This is a genomic window from Clostridium puniceum, from assembly GCF_002006345.1.
In the GTDB taxonomy this organism is placed as follows: Bacteria; Bacillota; Clostridia; order Clostridiales; family Clostridiaceae; genus Clostridium; species Clostridium puniceum.
In genome coordinates this window covers 1-15,233 of sequence record NZ_LZZM01000206.1, presented here as the reverse complement: position 1 = coordinate 15,233, position 15,233 = coordinate 1, and the positions used below count along the sequence as shown (strand labels likewise).

Sequence of the window (15,233 nt, the reverse complement as noted above, 5' to 3'; positions counted from 1 at the left end):
TCTCCCTTTCTATCTTGCTAACCTTCTTGATTTAATTATTGTTTTAACGAAGTACCTTAATGCATCCGCTCCATGATCCGCAACTTTTACTGGTTTTTCTTCACCACGTTCTGCAGCTTTCGCATCCCAAATATAAGATGTTATATCTCCTATAGTTCTTTTGCATTTATCTTTTACCATTTTTATTTTTCTTTGAGAAATCATTGTGGCTGTCATTCTTATGCCATCCGACACTTCATTATCAGCATCTTTTACTCTTAATCCTCTACTTCTTAATTCAGCTTTAAAACTTGCTGCACTAGGATCTAAAATTATATATCTTGGATAAGATCCTTCTTCAATAAACTTTACCAAATCATCAGCATATTGTTTATCTGTCTTTTGCGCTTGTTCAACTTTACTATCATAGTAATATTCTCTAGGAATCCAAATTGTATCTCCATCATCATAAACATCTAAAAATACCATAGGATTTGTAGTACCATAGTCAATGGCAATATATCTGATAAAACTTTTATATCCTGAAGGTAATTCACTTTCTAATATTTCATTAAGCTTATTCCACATATCGAATATTGCACCTTCAGCCATTACCCATAAACCTAAAATATAACGTTTGAAGAATACTCCAACATAGTTATTTTTATAACGTTGTTTTATTTCTTCAGCCAAAGACAAATTATCATCCATAGTAAAATGTAAATACAAAAGATTTTTTTCTTTAATCTTATCTATCCAATTTACTTTAAACCAATGTAATGGGCCACTTGGATTACAATTAAACCAAAACTTACTGCCTTTTACTGAACAACGTCCTGTTCCTTGGTTAACGAATGATTCTGGCATTAGAGCCACCTCATCAAAAAATATTCCAGCCAAAGTAATACCTTGTATCAAATCTTGGCTTGCTTCATCTTTTCCACCAAATATGTAAAAATAGTTTGTTTTTTTGTTCCTTGATATTTCAATATAATTTTCTGTTTTATGATCCTTGTATTTATATCCTCTGCTTATTAGCATTAATTTTAGTACTGACCATACATTTCTTCTAAAACTCAAAACAGTTTTACCACACATAGCAAAGTTTTCACCATCAAAAGTTTCCATTGCCCACATAACAAAAGAAAGTGCCATAGAAACAGTCTTACCACTTCTTATTGCACCATCCGCTATTATTCCATCTGCATTTTTTACTGGACTTTTGTGTGTCCACCAATTTAATACTTTTCTTTGTTTTTTACTAAAAGGTTTAAACTGAAATATTTTACTTATTATTTTCTTCATCATTCCAATCTTCCTCTACCTTTCCCTCTAATGCCTTTATAAATCCATCATCTTCGGTCTCTGTATTATCATTACCAATAATATTGGTGATTTCTGCTTTTAATTTTTGAACTCTTAGTTTTTGCTCTTCAGTTGCTAAATCCCAATTTTTATGAAGTGATTCTTCATATTGTTTTATGTGACTTCTTAATTCTGCCATAGTTTTACTTTGCGAATCTAAGAATGTTGCTTGTCTGTCCCATGCAAATTGGAACTCATATTCAAATTCTTCTTCTGACTCATCAGTTGAAGTTTTTTGAGTATTCCTATTTTTATTCTTTTTCTTAGATTTCTTGAGTTCCTTTATCATTTCACTTTTACTTTTTACATACATTATTTTTTGACTTGCAATTACTGATGCGAACAGTACATGAATATCAGTCCATAAAATATCTAATGAATTTAGTCCCGCTTCAACAGTTCCCTTTATTATATTTTTAGTTGTTGTTGGAAGATATTTTTTTAAAAAGGATTCTTCTAAATGTTTTGTAGGATCATAATAGTGTCCATATTTAAGGCTATTTAAATTTCCTTTTGGAGCTCCACCTTTATTAGGTGGAAGTTTTTCATTCCAATTATCTTTATTTTTCCACGAACTAATATTGGCAGCACTTTCACCTAAAATTTTTGCAATTTCCCTAGGTGTAATATCTCCATTGTTTTCCATATAAATTTCTAAAGCTTTATCCCTGTTAGAGCTTCTTGTCTTTCCCATAATTACCTCCATAATAAAAGCACCTAGCTTTTAATTAAGCTAGGTGCTTTTATATATTTTTATTAAATTCCTAATTTTAGAATTAAATTATAAAAATAATTGTATTTTTAATAAATTTTCACAGTAAATTTTTGAGTATAACTAGTTCCAGTCTCTTTTTTATTAGGCAGATTTGATGCAAGAAAAGTATAATTACCCGCCCTCATATTAGTGTAAGTTACAGATGAGCTACTTGTTTTAAATGATGTAATATTTCCAGTAGTATTGTTACGTAAATAAATATTAAACGGTCTACCACTAGTCCAACTTATTTTTATACTTTGTCCTGCACTTAAATCAAAAGTCTTATTAGCTTGACGATAAACAACAGTGTCAAAGTACATAGAACAAGTATAAGTTTGTCCAGTTGCTGCTACTACAGTAGTTTTATTATTAGTTTGTGTATTTAAGTTTACCTCCTTTGCATAAACACTACCAGGAAAAGATGTTACAATAATACCCGATAATGCTAATATTGTTAAAAATTTTTTCATATTTATCACCTCGTAAATATATATTCTACACTCAACATCCAATTCCTTCTATTTTTTTAACAAATAACCAATATTTATTAAAATTACAAAACTTCTCTGCAAAGATTATCCAAAGACAATATTACATTCATATATACATTCCTGATTTAATCATCCAAAACCCTCCTTTTTACATGTAGTGATTTTATCCCTAATTATCTACAGAATAAAAGCACCTAGTAAGTTTTACTAGGTGCTTTTATTCTGTCTATAGCTTAACATCTGTGGCTTATGTGCTAAACAAGGTTAAACACTAATGGATGAATATTCTCAAACTAAAGTGCTTATAAGAAATTACACAGTATTAGAAAGGGGGGATTTAACATGAATAAATACAAACTTCTTATTCTATTTTGCACAGTAGTAAACACTATAATTAACATATACAACTTATTTAAATAAAAAATAGCGGAGCTTTTGCTCCCTATTTTGTACATATAATTTATACTTTTTGTTAAAAATAACCTTTGTTCAAATGTTTTTATGCTATAATAGCATAGTACAATTTAGTTGATGGGCTACTGATACCACAAACCCTATAGTTAGGGGGTGGTATGTATGAGTAATGAATTAATGTTGTTATTTTCAGCAGGTACTTTTCTACTTGCTCTGTTAACATTCATTGTTTTACTTATTAATAACATAAAAAAATAGTAGCCCAACCGCAAATTGATCTACTATTTTTGAATGAAAATTTAATTAATGGTATCAGTTGCCTAAACAACTTATTGTATACTACAGGGTGTTACTAGCACTCTGTTTTTATTTGTTAATTTATATATATTATATCACATTATTTAATATTATATAACATTAAATATATCTTTTATTTTGTATTACTTTCTTCGTATCTCTTTATGTATTTATATAAAGTTGTTCTACTTTTAAGATTTAAAAGCTTGGTGAACTGAACTGCATTAATTTTATCATCTTTCCATTGTTTATACAATTTTTCAAAACCTTCTGGTAATGGCTCTAATTTTCTACCTTTATACTTACCTTGTTGTTTTGCCAACAAAATACCTTCAGCTTGACGAGTTCTTATTTTATTTCTTTCTTCTTCCGCTATAGCTGCTAAAACTTCAATTAAAATATTATTAATCATTTCAAATATCCATTCATTTTCTTCTGGAAGATCTATTAATGTTGTTGGGATATTTAAAATCTTAACTCTTATCTTGCTTTCCTTAAAAAAATTCAATTCATCTTTTACCATTTGCTTATTTCTGCCAAGTCTATCCAGTTCCTTTATTATTAAAATATCTCCAGGTCTCAATATAGATTTTAATTTTTGATATCTTTCTCTATTAAAATCCTTACCACTTTCTTTATCTATGTATATATTATTATATTCTAACTCTTTACTATAATCTCTTAGTGCTTTAATTTGTCTTTCTTCATTTTGTTCCTTTGAACTTACTCTAACATAACCAAAAATCATTTCAACCATTCCTTTCATGATTAACTAATCTATAATTATATTATAACTGTTCATTTTGAGTTAAACAAATTCATTGAACACTTTTTAAGGTGATTATGATAAAAATATATATAATTATCTCTAAATATCTATCATTTTCAAGTGTACTCTTTAGGGCATACCCAAAATGTACACTTAATATTACCAACTTGGAAGAACATATTTAACCATTTTTAAAATGGCTTGTTTTTCCAACTGCTTTATCCTTTGATATGATAAATTTAATTTATCCTGAATTATATAATATCTTTTTCGATTAATATAAATATTTTTTATTATTTCTCTTTCTTCAGGCTCTAATATACTTAAGGCATTATTGATTCTTTTTATCTGAATGTCTTTCTCTAATTTTTGTGCAAGCAATTCATTTTTTCTTTCAAACATCTCCTCAGCTTCAGAATAAACGACATTACTCTTACTTAATCTTATACCTAATGAATTTTCATTCCTTCTACTAATTCCCCCATCCAGCTCTTGAATCTTAAAATCTAATTCTTTAATATCCGCTAATGTTTCCTTGTAGCTTTTAATTCTCTCTACAGTTTCATTCATATTTTTCATTAATTTGACACCTCAAATCTATATTTAAAAATATATGTTAATGTGAATATCCATAAAAGTAGGGTTGTTTTTGACCATAAAAATTATTTTTGCAAGATTCCTGGTGCGTGTTTTTCATGGCTATTTTTTTCTTACTTTTTATATCTTCAAGTTTTTTCACTTCAAACCCTTTAATACCAATGCATTAGAGTATTTCAATTTTTCTTCTACAATACCTTATTATCTATAGGATAAGGTATTACTAATTTTTAATGCATATATTAGTAGATTAATTTTAATTTTCTCTATTATACTTAAGCCCACAAAATAAGGTATTGTATAATAAAAAAATAATAAATTTACCTTTTTCTGATAAATTTATTTAATCCACTAGATGCTTCATGCTTCATTGTTCTAATAGGCCATAAGTATAATTTAGTTATTTCTACAGTACTATGCCCTAACATTTCTTTAACTTTATTAATATCGCCAGTTGTTTCATAAATGTTCATAGCATAACCTTTTCTTAAACTATGTCCTGTTATGCCTTCAACTTCTGATATATCCATTTCATTAGTTCTAGTTGCAATTTTCTTTGCCGCACCTAATATTATCTTTGAATACGATTCTCTTGGTATATATGGTGCATTTCCCGTTTCTTTCACTTTCTTAGAACACTTAGTAGTTCTAAACGCAAAATTTCTGTTCTTTTCACCTTTTAAGTAATCCTCCAACAAAGGTTTTAATTCTGGTATTATTTCAACCTCTCTAGGCTTAACTTTTTTTTCAGCTATTTCCTCTATAGTTATGACTACTTCATCACCATCATCATCTTCAGCCACATATTCATAACCTTCTAATTTTGCTTTTAATGCATTTATTTTCTTTTTTTCTGCAATCTTAAAATAGCCACTCTTTAAAAATCCTCTTAAATCTCCAACCCTAAGATCTACAAGGTCTTGCATTCTATAGCCAGTTGTTAATGCTATATTTAATAATATTACATCTCTTTTAGCTTTATATTCATTTTTACTTTCTTGTAATTGATCCTCTATCCTATACGCCATTTCAGGCGTTAATGGAATAGCTGGGATCTTTTTTCTTTCTTTTTTAGGTTTATTAGATATTTTTAAATTTATCTTTTTTCTTTTCATACCGAATGCACCTGCCTAATTGATCCATTTTTTCTTTTGTATGCAGCATGATCCATGCATTCTTTAAAATTATCTGTTGACTTTTGTTCTTTTATATTTTTAGAACCACAATGAGAACATGAAATATAATTCCCTTTTCTAATGGTATCCTCCACCTCTTCTGTAAGTAATATTGTTTCTTTTTTACACTTATTAATTTTACATACATATGATGTATACATTGATCTCATGTCCTCACCTCTTCTCTATATTAATAATTTTTTGAAAATACTTTCTACTACATTTACAACAATACTATTACCAGCCATTTTATACATTCTACTATCTGATCTATCTTTATTGCTATAAAATCGTTGTTCTAATGCACGTCTAACATTCCAATAATCTTCATCATTAAAACCGGTTAACCGCCAGCATTCAAGTGGAGTTAATTTTCTTATCCTACACTGAACTATTTTCGGAACACTATCTGATCCAGTTACTAGTGTAGGGCTGCATCCTAAATCTGAAAATACTCTTCTATTCATTTCTAACATATTAGGTTTTTCAATGCCCCCAACTTTTAAAAGTCCAAATTTGCTAGGATTCTTAAAGTCTACAAGCTTTCTATTTATGTTATTTATGAAATTCTTTATAGGCATATTTTCTTTGCAGTAATATTTTTCATCGATTACTTTTTCTGTAACCTCACTAAGTGGTATATGAATATTCATTGACTCAGGAAATTCAAACATTCCATTATCAATATCTTTTCTAATTGAAATAATAAAAACTCTTTCCCTTGATTGCGCTGATCTATAGTCCTTACTATTGATTAATTTCCAATATGAGTTATATCCCATATCGTCTAATTCCTCTACCATATTATTGAAATCATTAATAAACATCTTGCTTGTAAGGTTCTTAACATTTTCAGCTATAGCATATTTAGGTTTCTTAGCTTTTATAATTCTAAATGCTTCAAAGAGCAAACCACTTCTAGTTTGCCCTTTAATAATTCCCTTTCGCTTTCCAGCTAAACTAATGTCCTGGCATGGAAATCCATATGTAAGGATATCAAAATCATTTAAATTATTTTCATCAACTTTTGATATATCCCCCAAATTAAGACTTTCATCTACATTATGCAAAATACTATATGCATAACTAGCAAATTTATCAATTTCGCAATAATTTACTAACTCAAAGTCGATATTTAATTTTTCTAATGCTTTTTCAAAAGAGCCTATCCCACTAAATAAGCTCAGAAGCTTTATCTTTTGTTTCTTCATTTGTTTTTCTCCTCTAAATTTTTTCATTCGTAAAAAAGACATTTATATTTTTAATATAAAAATGAGCCCCTATTTAATTTAGTGACTCATTGCTTGTATCTCTATATTTTTTTGTTACTCTTTTGTTGTACAGCTCTGTACTATCATCATTTTTCAACTTTTTAGGAACGTCCCAAGTTAAAATTTCTTCTGGAGCATTAACAATTATATCTCCATTTGAATCTGTCTTATATATACTTGGATTTTTCTTTATGAATGAACCATCTGACATACATCTAGTAGCCTCATAATTAATAGCTTTTTCAGTTTCTTTCTTCTGAAGTCTAACTCTCTTATGCTGTAGCTTATATTTATTAAAATTTCTCTGTATACACTTCTCAACTGACTTAACTTTAAGATTTAACTTTTTAGCTATTTCAGAAGAATTAAGTCCTTCATCAATATATAAAATTTTAACTAGTTCTTTATCTATTTTTGAATTCAAGACCAGTTCCTCCTTAAAAAAGTGTATAGTTCACCCAAACCAAAAAAGGAGACATCCTTTACTTTTTCAATGTTGAATTCTATGTATTATTTATAACATCTATTATATTTCATTAAACTCTTTTTGACTAGCTGACATTTTCCGGACGTTTATAGGACATTTTCCGGACGTTTTCCGGACATTTATAGGACATTCTTAACTTAATTCAATTCTTTTTCTATGCGCCTAATATGCCTATCTGATATACCTATTAATTTCGCAGCTTCTACTTGACCATATCCTTTAACAATTCTTAAATATCTTACTTTATCCTTAGTTTTTTTAAGTTTACTAATATACTCTTTATCTTTTTGCGGATCCGAAAGAGCTACGTCTATCTCTCTCTTTATCGTCGCTCTACGCATAATCTCCCTCCTGTTTCTAAAGCTCATTGTTCTTTAACTCTTATATGGCATTTCTATTATGTATAATTTTTAAACAACTAATTTTCTATACTCATTTTTCAAATTTTCTTGAGACAGTTGTGCATATATCTGAGTCGTGGCCGGAGTAGTATGTCCAAGAATGCCTTGTACACCTTCTATTCTCATGCCACCATTTAAAAGCTGAGTAGCTCTAGTTCTTCTAAACTTATGGCAATGTACTCTTTCCTCAACTCCTGCCCTAATTTTAATCTTACATAGAATTAATTGAAGTGCTCTAACCTTAATATGTTGGTGTATTCCTCTATCCGATATAAATAAATACTCCGATTCTCCAATTCTTGAATTAATATATCGTTGCATGTGTAACTTAGCTTTGGTAGAAAAATAAACTATTCTCTCTTTATTGCCTTTCCCTAAAACCTTTATACTTCGCTCTTGCCAGTTTATATCTTCTAATTTGATATTATCTATTTCCGATATTCGGCATGCTGTGCTATCAAGCAATTCAAACAAACATTTTTCTTTTTCTGTCTCACATGCTTCTCTTAATTTTTCAAGATTTTCTGATGTATATGGCTGCAATATTACACGTGGCACTTTAGTTTGTTTTAACTTAAATGCTGGATTCTTAATAATATATTCTTCTGACTGCAACCATCCGAAGAAACCTTTCAAACTTGTTATATATCCATTAACAGTTGAAGCTTTCATATAATCCTCTAATCTTACCCAAACAGTATCTCCAAAAACTGTTTTTCCATTTGAATACACTATTAAAATAAATCTGTATTGCTCTCCTTTTTCATTTTTAGCATATACATAAATTCCTTGCTCATTTGACTCTATTTTTGTTACTGTAGTAACTATTATGTCATTACCTACTATGTGATATAAAGTTGCTCCAATCTTTAATTTTTCAAACATTTTTACTCACTCCTTCCTTGCAGATTAGTATGAAGTAGTATTTTTTATAAATAAAATACCGTAATATTCAATGAATATTACGGTATTATTTATTATTGTGCTTTTAGATTTTCAATTGCTTTTTGTGATGTTTCTAATGATTCATCAAATAAAACAATACTCTCCTTTTCATATTCCTCTTTGAGATCAAAAAATTTCTTAGAATACGCTTGGAACTTTTCCTCTTCCAATGGTGTTGTACATGTTCTATAGAACAGTATTTCTCTTGACAAACTACTTAAATAGGTACAGTATTTCATCATATTAGAATATGATTCACTATTACTTTTCATATTGTACCAAACTGTAACTGTTGATGCTAATGTGCTAGAAATGAAAGCAATAGAAATTGCACTTTCATTCAATTTTAGACCTAATAAAATAGTTGTGAGAGTTGTGAAAACTATTTGAATATTTCTTACCCTTTTAATTTCCCTTCTCTTTATTTCTGCAATAGGAATTCTTTTTTCAACAGTAGTAAGAATAACATCTAATAAATAATCAAATTTTTCTTCAATAGTCATATTTTCTCCCTCCTAATAATAAATCTAGTAAAAATTATAGCATGTATACTGTAACTTTTCACTAAATTATAGTATTTATTGTAAATAATTCATCATAATACCGCACTCTTCAATTTTCAAAGAACGTTTTTTATTAATTGCTGCGTCAAATTTTACAAACTACTTTTGATTGTAGATAGTAGAATTAATCTATTGAGATTTCTTTTTGAATAAAGAACAACACGTAGAAAGCCCATCCATAAACCTACAGTAATTTACACTTTCTGAATTATCGCAATCACCTTCTTCGCTAATTGAACTGCATTTATCACATGCTACAAAGCGTTCTTCACATTCCCTCGATTCTTCGCACGTTTTATTGATATCATATTCACATTTCATGTTACCTCTCCTTATTTTAAAAATTGCGTACTACTTATTCCTTGTAAGTGGTTCGTTTTTCCACCATCTTTTGTTTGTGCATTCACTTTCTAGCCATTTAATCGACCCTGTATCTTTAACTTCTTTCTGAAACTCTCTTACTTCTTTCCTTGGATGGTTAGGAAATTCAAGAAGCAAAGCTAAAGAATCCACTGCTCTTTCTTTTGTCCCAAAATAAACTTCATAATTTGTCATTGTTGCTCTACCTCACTTTCTAACTAAAATTACATAAAAAAATACCGCAAATTCATTTCTGAATAATACGGTATTTAAATTTTTTCATATTAGTAAATTTTTATTACATCACAAAAAGTATCATCAAAGAAATTTTCCTCTAAATTACAGTACTTTATTATATCTTTTTTATCTAAATCTATATTTATCAAAATATCTTTTTTAGTAAGAACATTCTTTTCAATTAATAGTTCGATAACATCTTCAAATAATCTAGGCTTTTCTGCTACTATTCTATTATCTAGCGGTTCATTTTTTCTCCAGTTATTAAAACTGATTCTTTTTTGAAAGTATATGTACTTCTCATCAGAAATAACTTTTAAATCTTTACACTTTCTAACCAATAATTGTATTGATACTTTCCACTTTTCCTTTAATTCTATAAATCTCTCAAAGCCTAAAGAATAGTCCTGAATATCTTCCAAAAAAACTTCACTTGGATACAAAAACTCAGATGCAAACAAATCAGCATCCTTCTCTATTATTTTATCTTCAAAATCATCAATCTCTATATTCTCATGCAAAATCAAATGTCCTAACTCATGTGCTAAATCAAACCTACTTCTAACTGCACACTCTTTATTACCACTAATAAATATATAGTTGTTCTCATCTATCTTTTGAGAAAATGCATCTGTTTTATCTTGATTTATATATTGCCTACTTATTATGAAGCCATTAACCTGCAATAAGTATGCTAAATTGTCTATAGGCTTATTTCCTATTCCCCAATGTTTTCTTATTTCCTTGCAGACATCTATTATAGTTTCTTTTCTATAATTATAACTCTCACCTTTTAATATATCACTTAAATCAGGTAATTTAATACTAGGCAATTTAACAAACTGTTCAAAATACTTAACTATCTCTTTATCAAAAATATTTATTTCTTCTCTTAATAGTTCCTTTGTTTTTTTAGGAATATCTTTACTCCTAAAAAAAATTATTTTATCACTATTGCTCTCTACTGGAATTTTATAAAAGAAACTCAACGGCAAATCTAAAACTTCACTTAATTTCAATAAGTTTACTGTATTTAAACTCATACTATCTTTTTCACAATTAGATATTGCTTGCCTTGTGACTCCAATTTTTTTACCTAATTGTTCTTGTGAAAATCCTCTTAAAACTCTACCTTGCTTAATTCGCTTCCCATACACTTTTCTTTCTGATATACTCATCATATTCCTCCTGTGCCGTCCCACTTACAGCACAAAATATTATCTTAATTCTATTTTATTTCTAAGAGATTCGCCTTTATTTTCTCCTATTTCATTTTTTAACGATTTATCTTCTGGAATTATTTTATCTTCTGTTAAAATAATTGGAATATCTACCGTATGAACTATTTTATCGGCATTATCACTTAAAAATATGATTTGCATATTTTCTAGATTGCTATCACTACCTAAGTTATATGCAAGTATTCCATAATATTTTGCACCTAAATTTACTTTTAATTCATTTAAATTTTCCTCTAAATCATAATTTATTATTTCTATCTGTGGCGTTAATCCATTATTTAATTTAGAGTATTGCTTCATATAATCTTTTGGTTTTTTCCATAAAATATCAACATTTTTTGTGGATTTAATAGTTAATATAATATTTCTTATTTTTATTACTGGTATTTTTTGAGCTAGTATCACATCCGCACTAACTCCATCTGGCCAAAATTCTTTTTTATTGCAAATTATATTCCCTATCTCTCGAATCTTTGAAAACCCTTTAGATGCTGGATATGTTTCTATCTCATATCTTTCGCCCAAATTGGTTCTCTTTTTGTGTTGTAATATTCCTTCCTTAAATACCATATTTAAATATTTATGTAGATTCGAGCTGTTAAGTATTTTGCTAACTTCATTAACATTATCCTCTAAATACTCTTTGTTATTAATCACATCATCACCTCTTATAAAATCAATTATATAAATAATAATATGATTTCTTTCCTTTTTTGTCAACTAACTAAATCTTTTTATTCAAAATTTGATAGCAAAACCTTTAAACTTATTATTTTAATACCATATCATTTTATTCAATTTTCAAAGAACATTTTTTATTTTAATTTACTACGTCCAATTTACAAACTACTTGCCATTGTAGAATTACATATTATTAATTGCAATAATCGTATTTCTTAGCCTTGTATTTACTGTCTTTAAGTACACGACCTCCGATTCCGTACCTTTTCCCTGTTATACCACAACAAGAGCACTTCATTGCATCATATGAACCATTTCTATTTCTTAAAGTTACAAGATTTGTCTTTTCCCATTTATGTTTTAACTTTGGTATGGAATCAGAATCAATAATTTCCGCATCTACTAATTCTCTTGCTGATTCACCTTGTTTTAATGTACTATTAAAACTATTTACCATATTTTCAGCATATTCTTTAGGTTCTTTTGAATCGTCTATATCATATTTTTCTTCCCAAACATAATCACTACTTACTTTTTTATTTTCATTAATATCTTCATTTTCAAACCTCCTTTACTACATCAAATTTACAGATAATTTTTATTACCAAGTTTTAAGATATTCAGCTGCATCACCTTTTTTAACAAACATTCCTTTGCCCATTGCTCCAACATTGCGATAAAATGTTCCGCAATCATCTATTCCATGTAAATATTTATTAAAACCATCTGTAGAATATTTTGTAACTATACCTTTTACTACTTTGCAACCAGTAACATTGTATATTGTGCTGCCAATAGCGGGTAATTCTGATTCAATATTCTTTAAATCAAAAATACTAATTTGATGATACATTACTTTCACCACTCCCTTTCTACACAATATCTATAAACTACTTGCCATTTTATACGTTCTGCATTAATATTGCCTTTTCCAAAGAACTTTGACGATCTTATATTTCTCCCTAATAGTTTTAATTAATGATCTTACTTGTAATCCTGTATCTTCTCCATTTAAGTGCCAAGTACCATAACTTTCTCCAGGTACTTGTAAATATCTACACTGTATTTTTTCATCATCACATTGAAGATTAACTTTACAATGTGTCATAAGCACTAAATTTACATTATCTCTTTTGCTCATTGATCTCTACCCCACTATTCTCTATTTTTTTCAAATTCAATTACCCATACCCAAGGATTTCCTTCCCATGTTTTCGGCCACCTATAACATTCATTCCATAATTCATGAAACCCATCTATATAATTATCTTCCTTTTCACCATGTTTAGCCTTACTGCTATATATTGAACTATAATAAGCCTTTCCAGCGCCTTCCTTCATTGCATCTTCTTCTGTTATATCCTGAATTCTTTCAGCTTTTATTGATACTACTTTAAGAAATATTCTTGCTGCATCTTTTGGCATATGAATTGATGGAATCCAAACATTAAATTTGCCTCTATCTTCGTTTCCCCAATATCCAAATTGGGGTGGTCCATCAACTTTATAGACATATCTATCCTTACAATATCCATCTGGTAACCAATGATCTGCATATGTTTCTCTCACATATAGAATATCTCCAACCTTATAAGGCTTCTTTATTTCTTCCATTGCTATTAGTTTGTGAGTTGTAGTACCATTGGGATTTTTTATAGATGCTGGTATATCATTTTGAACATATACAAGTCTTTTACCATATTTATTCTCAAACCAATCAACATTAGCATTTTCATATTTCTTTTTTATAATTCTCCTGGTGCAAGTCTTTCTATCTTCAATAATTGCTTTGACCATTTCTGTATTGAATAAAATTGGCTTTTCCAATATTCTCCCTCCGATCTATGTATTATTTGTTACTTTGATTTACTCCCCTTTGGTACATCCTCTAATAATTCTTTTTCATCCATTTCAAAAGTTTTACAATAAGTTTTCATTCCTTCATAAATAAAATATTGTTTTTCATTAGAATCGACAAGCTTACTTGCCTCTTCTAGTAAATCAAATATTGTATCTAATGCATTTTTAAATGGATCTGTTTCAAATTCATCTTCATCCATTTCCATAGGTATATTTTTAATCTTTTCTTTTAAACTTTTTAATTCTTCTAATAATTCCTCTAATTCCTTATAAGGCATTGTTACTGTTGCATTTTCTAACATGTTATTTCACCTCTTCTGCAAAATATTGGCACATTGTTATGCCGTCCTTACCTTTACACCACTTACAGTCATCATACTTACATGATTTTGTTTCATGTAATCCACATTTCAGACATATACAATTTTCCTTACATTCATTCATCTATATCATCTCTCTTTCTAATATCCAAATAACTTACTATCATCAAATAAAAACTTTTCTCTACTCCTATTTTTTAAACGTCTATCAATATTTACTTCATTAAATTTCATATTTCTATTAGCTTCCAGAATACTTTTATACTCTATTAAGTGCTTTTGATAAGTTGATTGTTTTATTCCTAATAATTTATAATTTTCATTTTCATTAATATCATTTAAAACTTGTGGATTTTCTTCAAAGAATTTAAATACTAATTCTTTCTTAATCATTAAGCCTCTTCCTTATTTCTTAAATATTTTTATTATCTAAGAAGAGAGCTACATCTAAAACTCTCTTCAATTTACTGCAGTAACCTTAATATTAACAATCCGTAATCCCTGCTAACACTCCTAGTCCTGCAAGCTTTTTATTCTACACTTTTCCCTCTAACCACTTAACACATGTTTCATGTCTATTTTCTTTTTTACATGCAGCAGCTAAGTCACAAATTCCCGCACATCCATTTCCACCTTGACATACACTGCAGAAAAAATACGCCAGTTCATCGTCATTCATTTCTCTTATTGTTTCACCCATTGTTTTACTTACATAGCTAGGTATTTTCTGCAGCACTACTTCACCAGTTGCTACATTTACAATATCATTTTCAATAATTTCTAGAGTATTGCTCTCCTCATAGCCTTTCTGAATTGGTAAATCTTCTATTTTCTCTTTAACATCTTTTATAGATATATTGCCCTTTTCCTCATATTCTTTTAATATTTCTTCTTGCTGATCCTGTGGTAATTTAGAAAGTTCATAGGCAGTTGAAATATTTACTTTTTCTTCTTTAAACTCTTGTTTAAAATCTTCTGTTAAATTTTTAGATATTCTCTCCATCCTTGCAATTTGTGTAGGTG

24 protein-coding genes and 1 pseudogene are annotated in these 15,233 nt (G+C 28.6%); 1 reads left to right on the top strand and 24 read right to left on the bottom strand.

The genetic code is table 11. From position 1 onward, the window contains the following. Nucleotides 1-9 precede the first annotated feature (9 nt). The 3 genes from CLPUN_RS20940 to CLPUN_RS20930 all read right to left on the bottom strand — a co-directional run bounded on the left by CLPUN_RS20940 (nt 10) and on the right by CLPUN_RS20930 (nt 2,571). Complete coding sequence (locus CLPUN_RS20940; RefSeq protein WP_423237319.1) at nt 10-1,287, bottom strand: PBSX family phage terminase large subunit; 1,278 nt, start codon at nt 1,285-1,287, stop codon at nt 10-12. Continuing rightward, entirely contained in the window at nt 1,265-2,038 is a 774-nt protein-coding gene (gene terS, locus CLPUN_RS20935) for a phage terminase small subunit (protein WP_077849167.1), read from the bottom strand. Before terS ends, CLPUN_RS20940 begins: the two co-directional genes overlap by 23 nt. Nucleotides 2,039-2,145: 107 nt before the next feature. Continuing rightward, the gene (locus CLPUN_RS20930; protein ID WP_077849166.1) at nt 2,146-2,571 is read right to left on the bottom strand and encodes a pre-peptidase C-terminal domain-containing protein; all 426 of its coding nucleotides are present in this window, start codon (nt 2,569-2,571) and stop codon (nt 2,146-2,148) included. 597 nt (nt 2,572-3,168) lie between these two features. Between CLPUN_RS20930 and CLPUN_RS29725 the strand changes: the two genes are divergently transcribed. After that, nucleotides 3,169-3,264 carry a putative holin-like toxin gene (locus tag CLPUN_RS29725; protein ID WP_077849165.1) on the top strand — a complete coding sequence of 32 codons (96 nt, stop codon included), beginning with the start codon at nt 3,169-3,171 and terminating at the stop codon, nt 3,262-3,264. Nucleotides 3,265-3,436: 172 nt separating this feature from the next. Here the strand turns inward: CLPUN_RS29725 and CLPUN_RS20920 are convergent, their stop codons facing one another. The 21 genes and pseudogenes from CLPUN_RS20920 to CLPUN_RS20830 form a co-directional block, all read right to left on the bottom strand. Continuing rightward, on the bottom strand, nt 3,437-4,069 hold the full coding sequence (locus CLPUN_RS20920; protein ID WP_242954214.1) for a recombinase family protein: 633 nt from the start codon (nt 4,067-4,069) through the stop codon (nt 3,437-3,439). A 162-nt stretch (nt 4,070-4,231) separates the two neighbouring features. Further along, a complete protein-coding gene (locus CLPUN_RS20915) occupies nt 4,232-4,651 on the bottom strand; it encodes a sigma factor-like helix-turn-helix DNA-binding protein (RefSeq protein WP_077849164.1) in 420 nt (139 codons plus the stop codon). 338 nt (nt 4,652-4,989) lie between these two features. Beyond that, nucleotides 4,990-5,784 (bottom strand): site-specific integrase, encoded by a 795-nt coding sequence (locus CLPUN_RS20910; RefSeq protein WP_077849163.1) that lies wholly within the window; start codon nt 5,782-5,784, stop codon nt 4,990-4,992. Continuing rightward, on the bottom strand, nt 5,781-6,014 hold the full coding sequence (locus CLPUN_RS20905; RefSeq protein WP_077849162.1) for a hypothetical protein: 234 nt from the start codon (nt 6,012-6,014) through the stop codon (nt 5,781-5,783). Before CLPUN_RS20905 ends, CLPUN_RS20910 begins: the two co-directional genes overlap by 4 nt. 15 nt (nt 6,015-6,029) lie before the next feature. Further along, the gene (locus CLPUN_RS20900; protein WP_242954213.1) at nt 6,030-7,055 is read right to left on the bottom strand and encodes a DNA cytosine methyltransferase; all 1,026 of its coding nucleotides are present in this window, start codon (nt 7,053-7,055) and stop codon (nt 6,030-6,032) included. A gap of 73 nt (nt 7,056-7,128) precedes the next feature. Continuing rightward, nucleotides 7,129-7,539 (bottom strand): DNA-binding response regulator, encoded by a 411-nt coding sequence (locus tag CLPUN_RS20895; RefSeq protein WP_198944384.1) that lies wholly within the window; start codon nt 7,537-7,539, stop codon nt 7,129-7,131. Between the two features lie 200 nt (nt 7,540-7,739). Then, nucleotides 7,740-7,943 (bottom strand): RNA polymerase subunit sigma, encoded by a 204-nt coding sequence (locus CLPUN_RS20890; RefSeq protein WP_077849161.1) that lies wholly within the window; start codon nt 7,941-7,943, stop codon nt 7,740-7,742. Between the two features lie 69 nt (nt 7,944-8,012). Beyond that, nucleotides 8,013-8,888 carry a tyrosine-type recombinase/integrase gene (locus tag CLPUN_RS20885; RefSeq protein WP_242954212.1) on the bottom strand — a complete coding sequence of 292 codons (876 nt, stop codon included), beginning with the start codon at nt 8,886-8,888 and terminating at the stop codon, nt 8,013-8,015. A gap of 92 nt (nt 8,889-8,980) precedes the next feature. After that, nucleotides 8,981-9,451, bottom strand: coding sequence for a hypothetical protein (locus CLPUN_RS20880; protein ID WP_077849160.1), 471 nt, complete (start codon nt 9,449-9,451; stop codon nt 8,981-8,983). A gap of 189 nt (nt 9,452-9,640) precedes the next feature. Further along, a complete protein-coding gene (locus CLPUN_RS20875) occupies nt 9,641-9,832 on the bottom strand; it encodes a hypothetical protein (RefSeq protein ID WP_077849159.1) in 192 nt (63 codons plus the stop codon). A gap of 30 nt (nt 9,833-9,862) precedes the next feature. Continuing rightward, nucleotides 9,863-10,066: a hypothetical protein gene (locus CLPUN_RS28215; protein WP_198944383.1), complete on the bottom strand. Its 204-nt coding sequence runs from the start codon at nt 10,064-10,066 to the stop codon at nt 9,863-9,865. An 89-nt stretch (nt 10,067-10,155) separates the two neighbouring features. Further along, entirely contained in the window at nt 10,156-11,286 is a 1,131-nt protein-coding gene (locus CLPUN_RS20870) for a helix-turn-helix domain-containing protein (RefSeq protein ID WP_158078811.1), read from the bottom strand. Between the two features lie 39 nt (nt 11,287-11,325). Then, nucleotides 11,326-12,006 (bottom strand): hypothetical protein, encoded by a 681-nt coding sequence (locus CLPUN_RS20865; protein WP_143329090.1) that lies wholly within the window; start codon nt 12,004-12,006, stop codon nt 11,326-11,328. Nucleotides 12,007-12,223: 217 nt separating this feature from the next. Further along, the gene (locus tag CLPUN_RS20860) at nt 12,224-12,487 is read right to left on the bottom strand and encodes a hypothetical protein (protein WP_077849156.1); all 264 of its coding nucleotides are present in this window, start codon (nt 12,485-12,487) and stop codon (nt 12,224-12,226) included. 144 nt (nt 12,488-12,631) lie between these two features. Continuing rightward, complete coding sequence (locus tag CLPUN_RS20855; protein WP_077849155.1) at nt 12,632-12,883, bottom strand: hypothetical protein; 252 nt, start codon at nt 12,881-12,883, stop codon at nt 12,632-12,634. A 63-nt stretch (nt 12,884-12,946) separates the two neighbouring features. Beyond that, nucleotides 12,947-13,171, bottom strand: coding sequence for a hypothetical protein (locus tag CLPUN_RS20850; RefSeq protein WP_242954211.1), 225 nt, complete (start codon nt 13,169-13,171; stop codon nt 12,947-12,949). A 14-nt stretch (nt 13,172-13,185) separates the two neighbouring features. Next, nucleotides 13,186-13,857, bottom strand: a complete 672-nt coding sequence (locus tag CLPUN_RS20845; protein WP_077849154.1) for a hypothetical protein — start codon at nt 13,855-13,857, stop codon at nt 13,186-13,188. A gap of 29 nt (nt 13,858-13,886) precedes the next feature. Continuing rightward, nucleotides 13,887-14,192, bottom strand: a complete 306-nt coding sequence (locus CLPUN_RS20840; RefSeq protein WP_077849153.1) for a hypothetical protein — start codon at nt 14,190-14,192, stop codon at nt 13,887-13,889. Nucleotide 14,193: 1 nt separating this feature from the next. After that, nucleotides 14,194-14,334, bottom strand: a complete 141-nt coding sequence (locus tag CLPUN_RS27790; RefSeq protein ID WP_158078810.1) for a hypothetical protein — start codon at nt 14,332-14,334, stop codon at nt 14,194-14,196. A gap of 17 nt (nt 14,335-14,351) precedes the next feature. Continuing rightward, on the bottom strand, nt 14,352-14,603 hold the full coding sequence (locus CLPUN_RS20835; RefSeq protein ID WP_077849152.1) for a hypothetical protein: 252 nt from the start codon (nt 14,601-14,603) through the stop codon (nt 14,352-14,354). Between the two features lie 142 nt (nt 14,604-14,745). After that, a pseudogene (locus CLPUN_RS20830) lies at nt 14,746-15,233 on the bottom strand (ParB/RepB/Spo0J family partition protein); the annotation flags it as partial.

Coding starts and splice junctions, on each gene's coding strand:
- CLPUN_RS20930 (WP_077849166.1), bottom strand. CDS start 2,571: ATGAAAAAATTTTTAACAATATTAGCATTATCGGGTATTATTGTAACA.
- CLPUN_RS20915 (WP_077849164.1), bottom strand. CDS start 4,651: ATGAAAAATATGAATGAAACTGTAGAGAGAATTAAAAGCTACAAGGAA.
- CLPUN_RS20940 (WP_423237319.1), bottom strand. CDS start 1,287: ATGATGAAGAAAATAATAAGTAAAATATTTCAGTTTAAACCTTTTAGT.
- terS (WP_077849167.1), bottom strand. CDS start 2,038: ATGGGAAAGACAAGAAGCTCTAACAGGGATAAAGCTTTAGAAATTTAT.
- CLPUN_RS20835 (WP_077849152.1), bottom strand. CDS start 14,603: ATGATTAAGAAAGAATTAGTATTTAAATTCTTTGAAGAAAATCCACAA.
- CLPUN_RS20860 (WP_077849156.1), bottom strand. CDS start 12,487: ATGGTAAATAGTTTTAATAGTACATTAAAACAAGGTGAATCAGCAAGA.
- CLPUN_RS20840 (WP_077849153.1), bottom strand. CDS start 14,192: ATGTTAGAAAATGCAACAGTAACAATGCCTTATAAGGAATTAGAGGAA.
- CLPUN_RS20870 (WP_158078811.1), bottom strand. CDS start 11,286: ATGAGTATATCAGAAAGAAAAGTGTATGGGAAGCGAATTAAGCAAGGT.
- CLPUN_RS20890 (WP_077849161.1), bottom strand. CDS start 7,943: ATGCGTAGAGCGACGATAAAGAGAGAGATAGACGTAGCTCTTTCGGAT.
- CLPUN_RS20910 (WP_077849163.1), bottom strand. CDS start 5,784: ATGAAAAGAAAAAAGATAAATTTAAAAATATCTAATAAACCTAAAAAA.
- CLPUN_RS20880 (WP_077849160.1), bottom strand. CDS start 9,451: ATGACTATTGAAGAAAAATTTGATTATTTATTAGATGTTATTCTTACT.
- CLPUN_RS28215 (WP_198944383.1), bottom strand. CDS start 10,066: ATGACAAATTATGAAGTTTATTTTGGGACAAAAGAAAGAGCAGTGGAT.
- CLPUN_RS20900 (WP_242954213.1), bottom strand. CDS start 7,055: ATGAAGAAACAAAAGATAAAGCTTCTGAGCTTATTTAGTGGGATAGGC.
- CLPUN_RS27790 (WP_158078810.1), bottom strand. CDS start 14,334: ATGAATGAATGTAAGGAAAATTGTATATGTCTGAAATGTGGATTACAT.
- CLPUN_RS20920 (WP_242954214.1), bottom strand. CDS start 4,069: ATGAAAGGAATGGTTGAAATGATTTTTGGTTATGTTAGAGTAAGTTCA.
- CLPUN_RS20885 (WP_242954212.1), bottom strand. CDS start 8,888: ATGTTTGAAAAATTAAAGATTGGAGCAACTTTATATCACATAGTAGGT.
- CLPUN_RS20905 (WP_077849162.1), bottom strand. CDS start 6,014: ATGAGATCAATGTATACATCATATGTATGTAAAATTAATAAGTGTAAA.
- CLPUN_RS29725 (WP_077849165.1), top strand. CDS start 3,169: ATGAGTAATGAATTAATGTTGTTATTTTCAGCAGGTACTTTTCTACTT.
- CLPUN_RS20850 (WP_242954211.1), bottom strand. CDS start 13,171: ATGAGCAAAAGAGATAATGTAAATTTAGTGCTTATGACACATTGTAAA.
- CLPUN_RS20875 (WP_077849159.1), bottom strand. CDS start 9,832: ATGAAATGTGAATATGATATCAATAAAACGTGCGAAGAATCGAGGGAA.
- CLPUN_RS20855 (WP_077849155.1), bottom strand. CDS start 12,883: ATGTATCATCAAATTAGTATTTTTGATTTAAAGAATATTGAATCAGAA.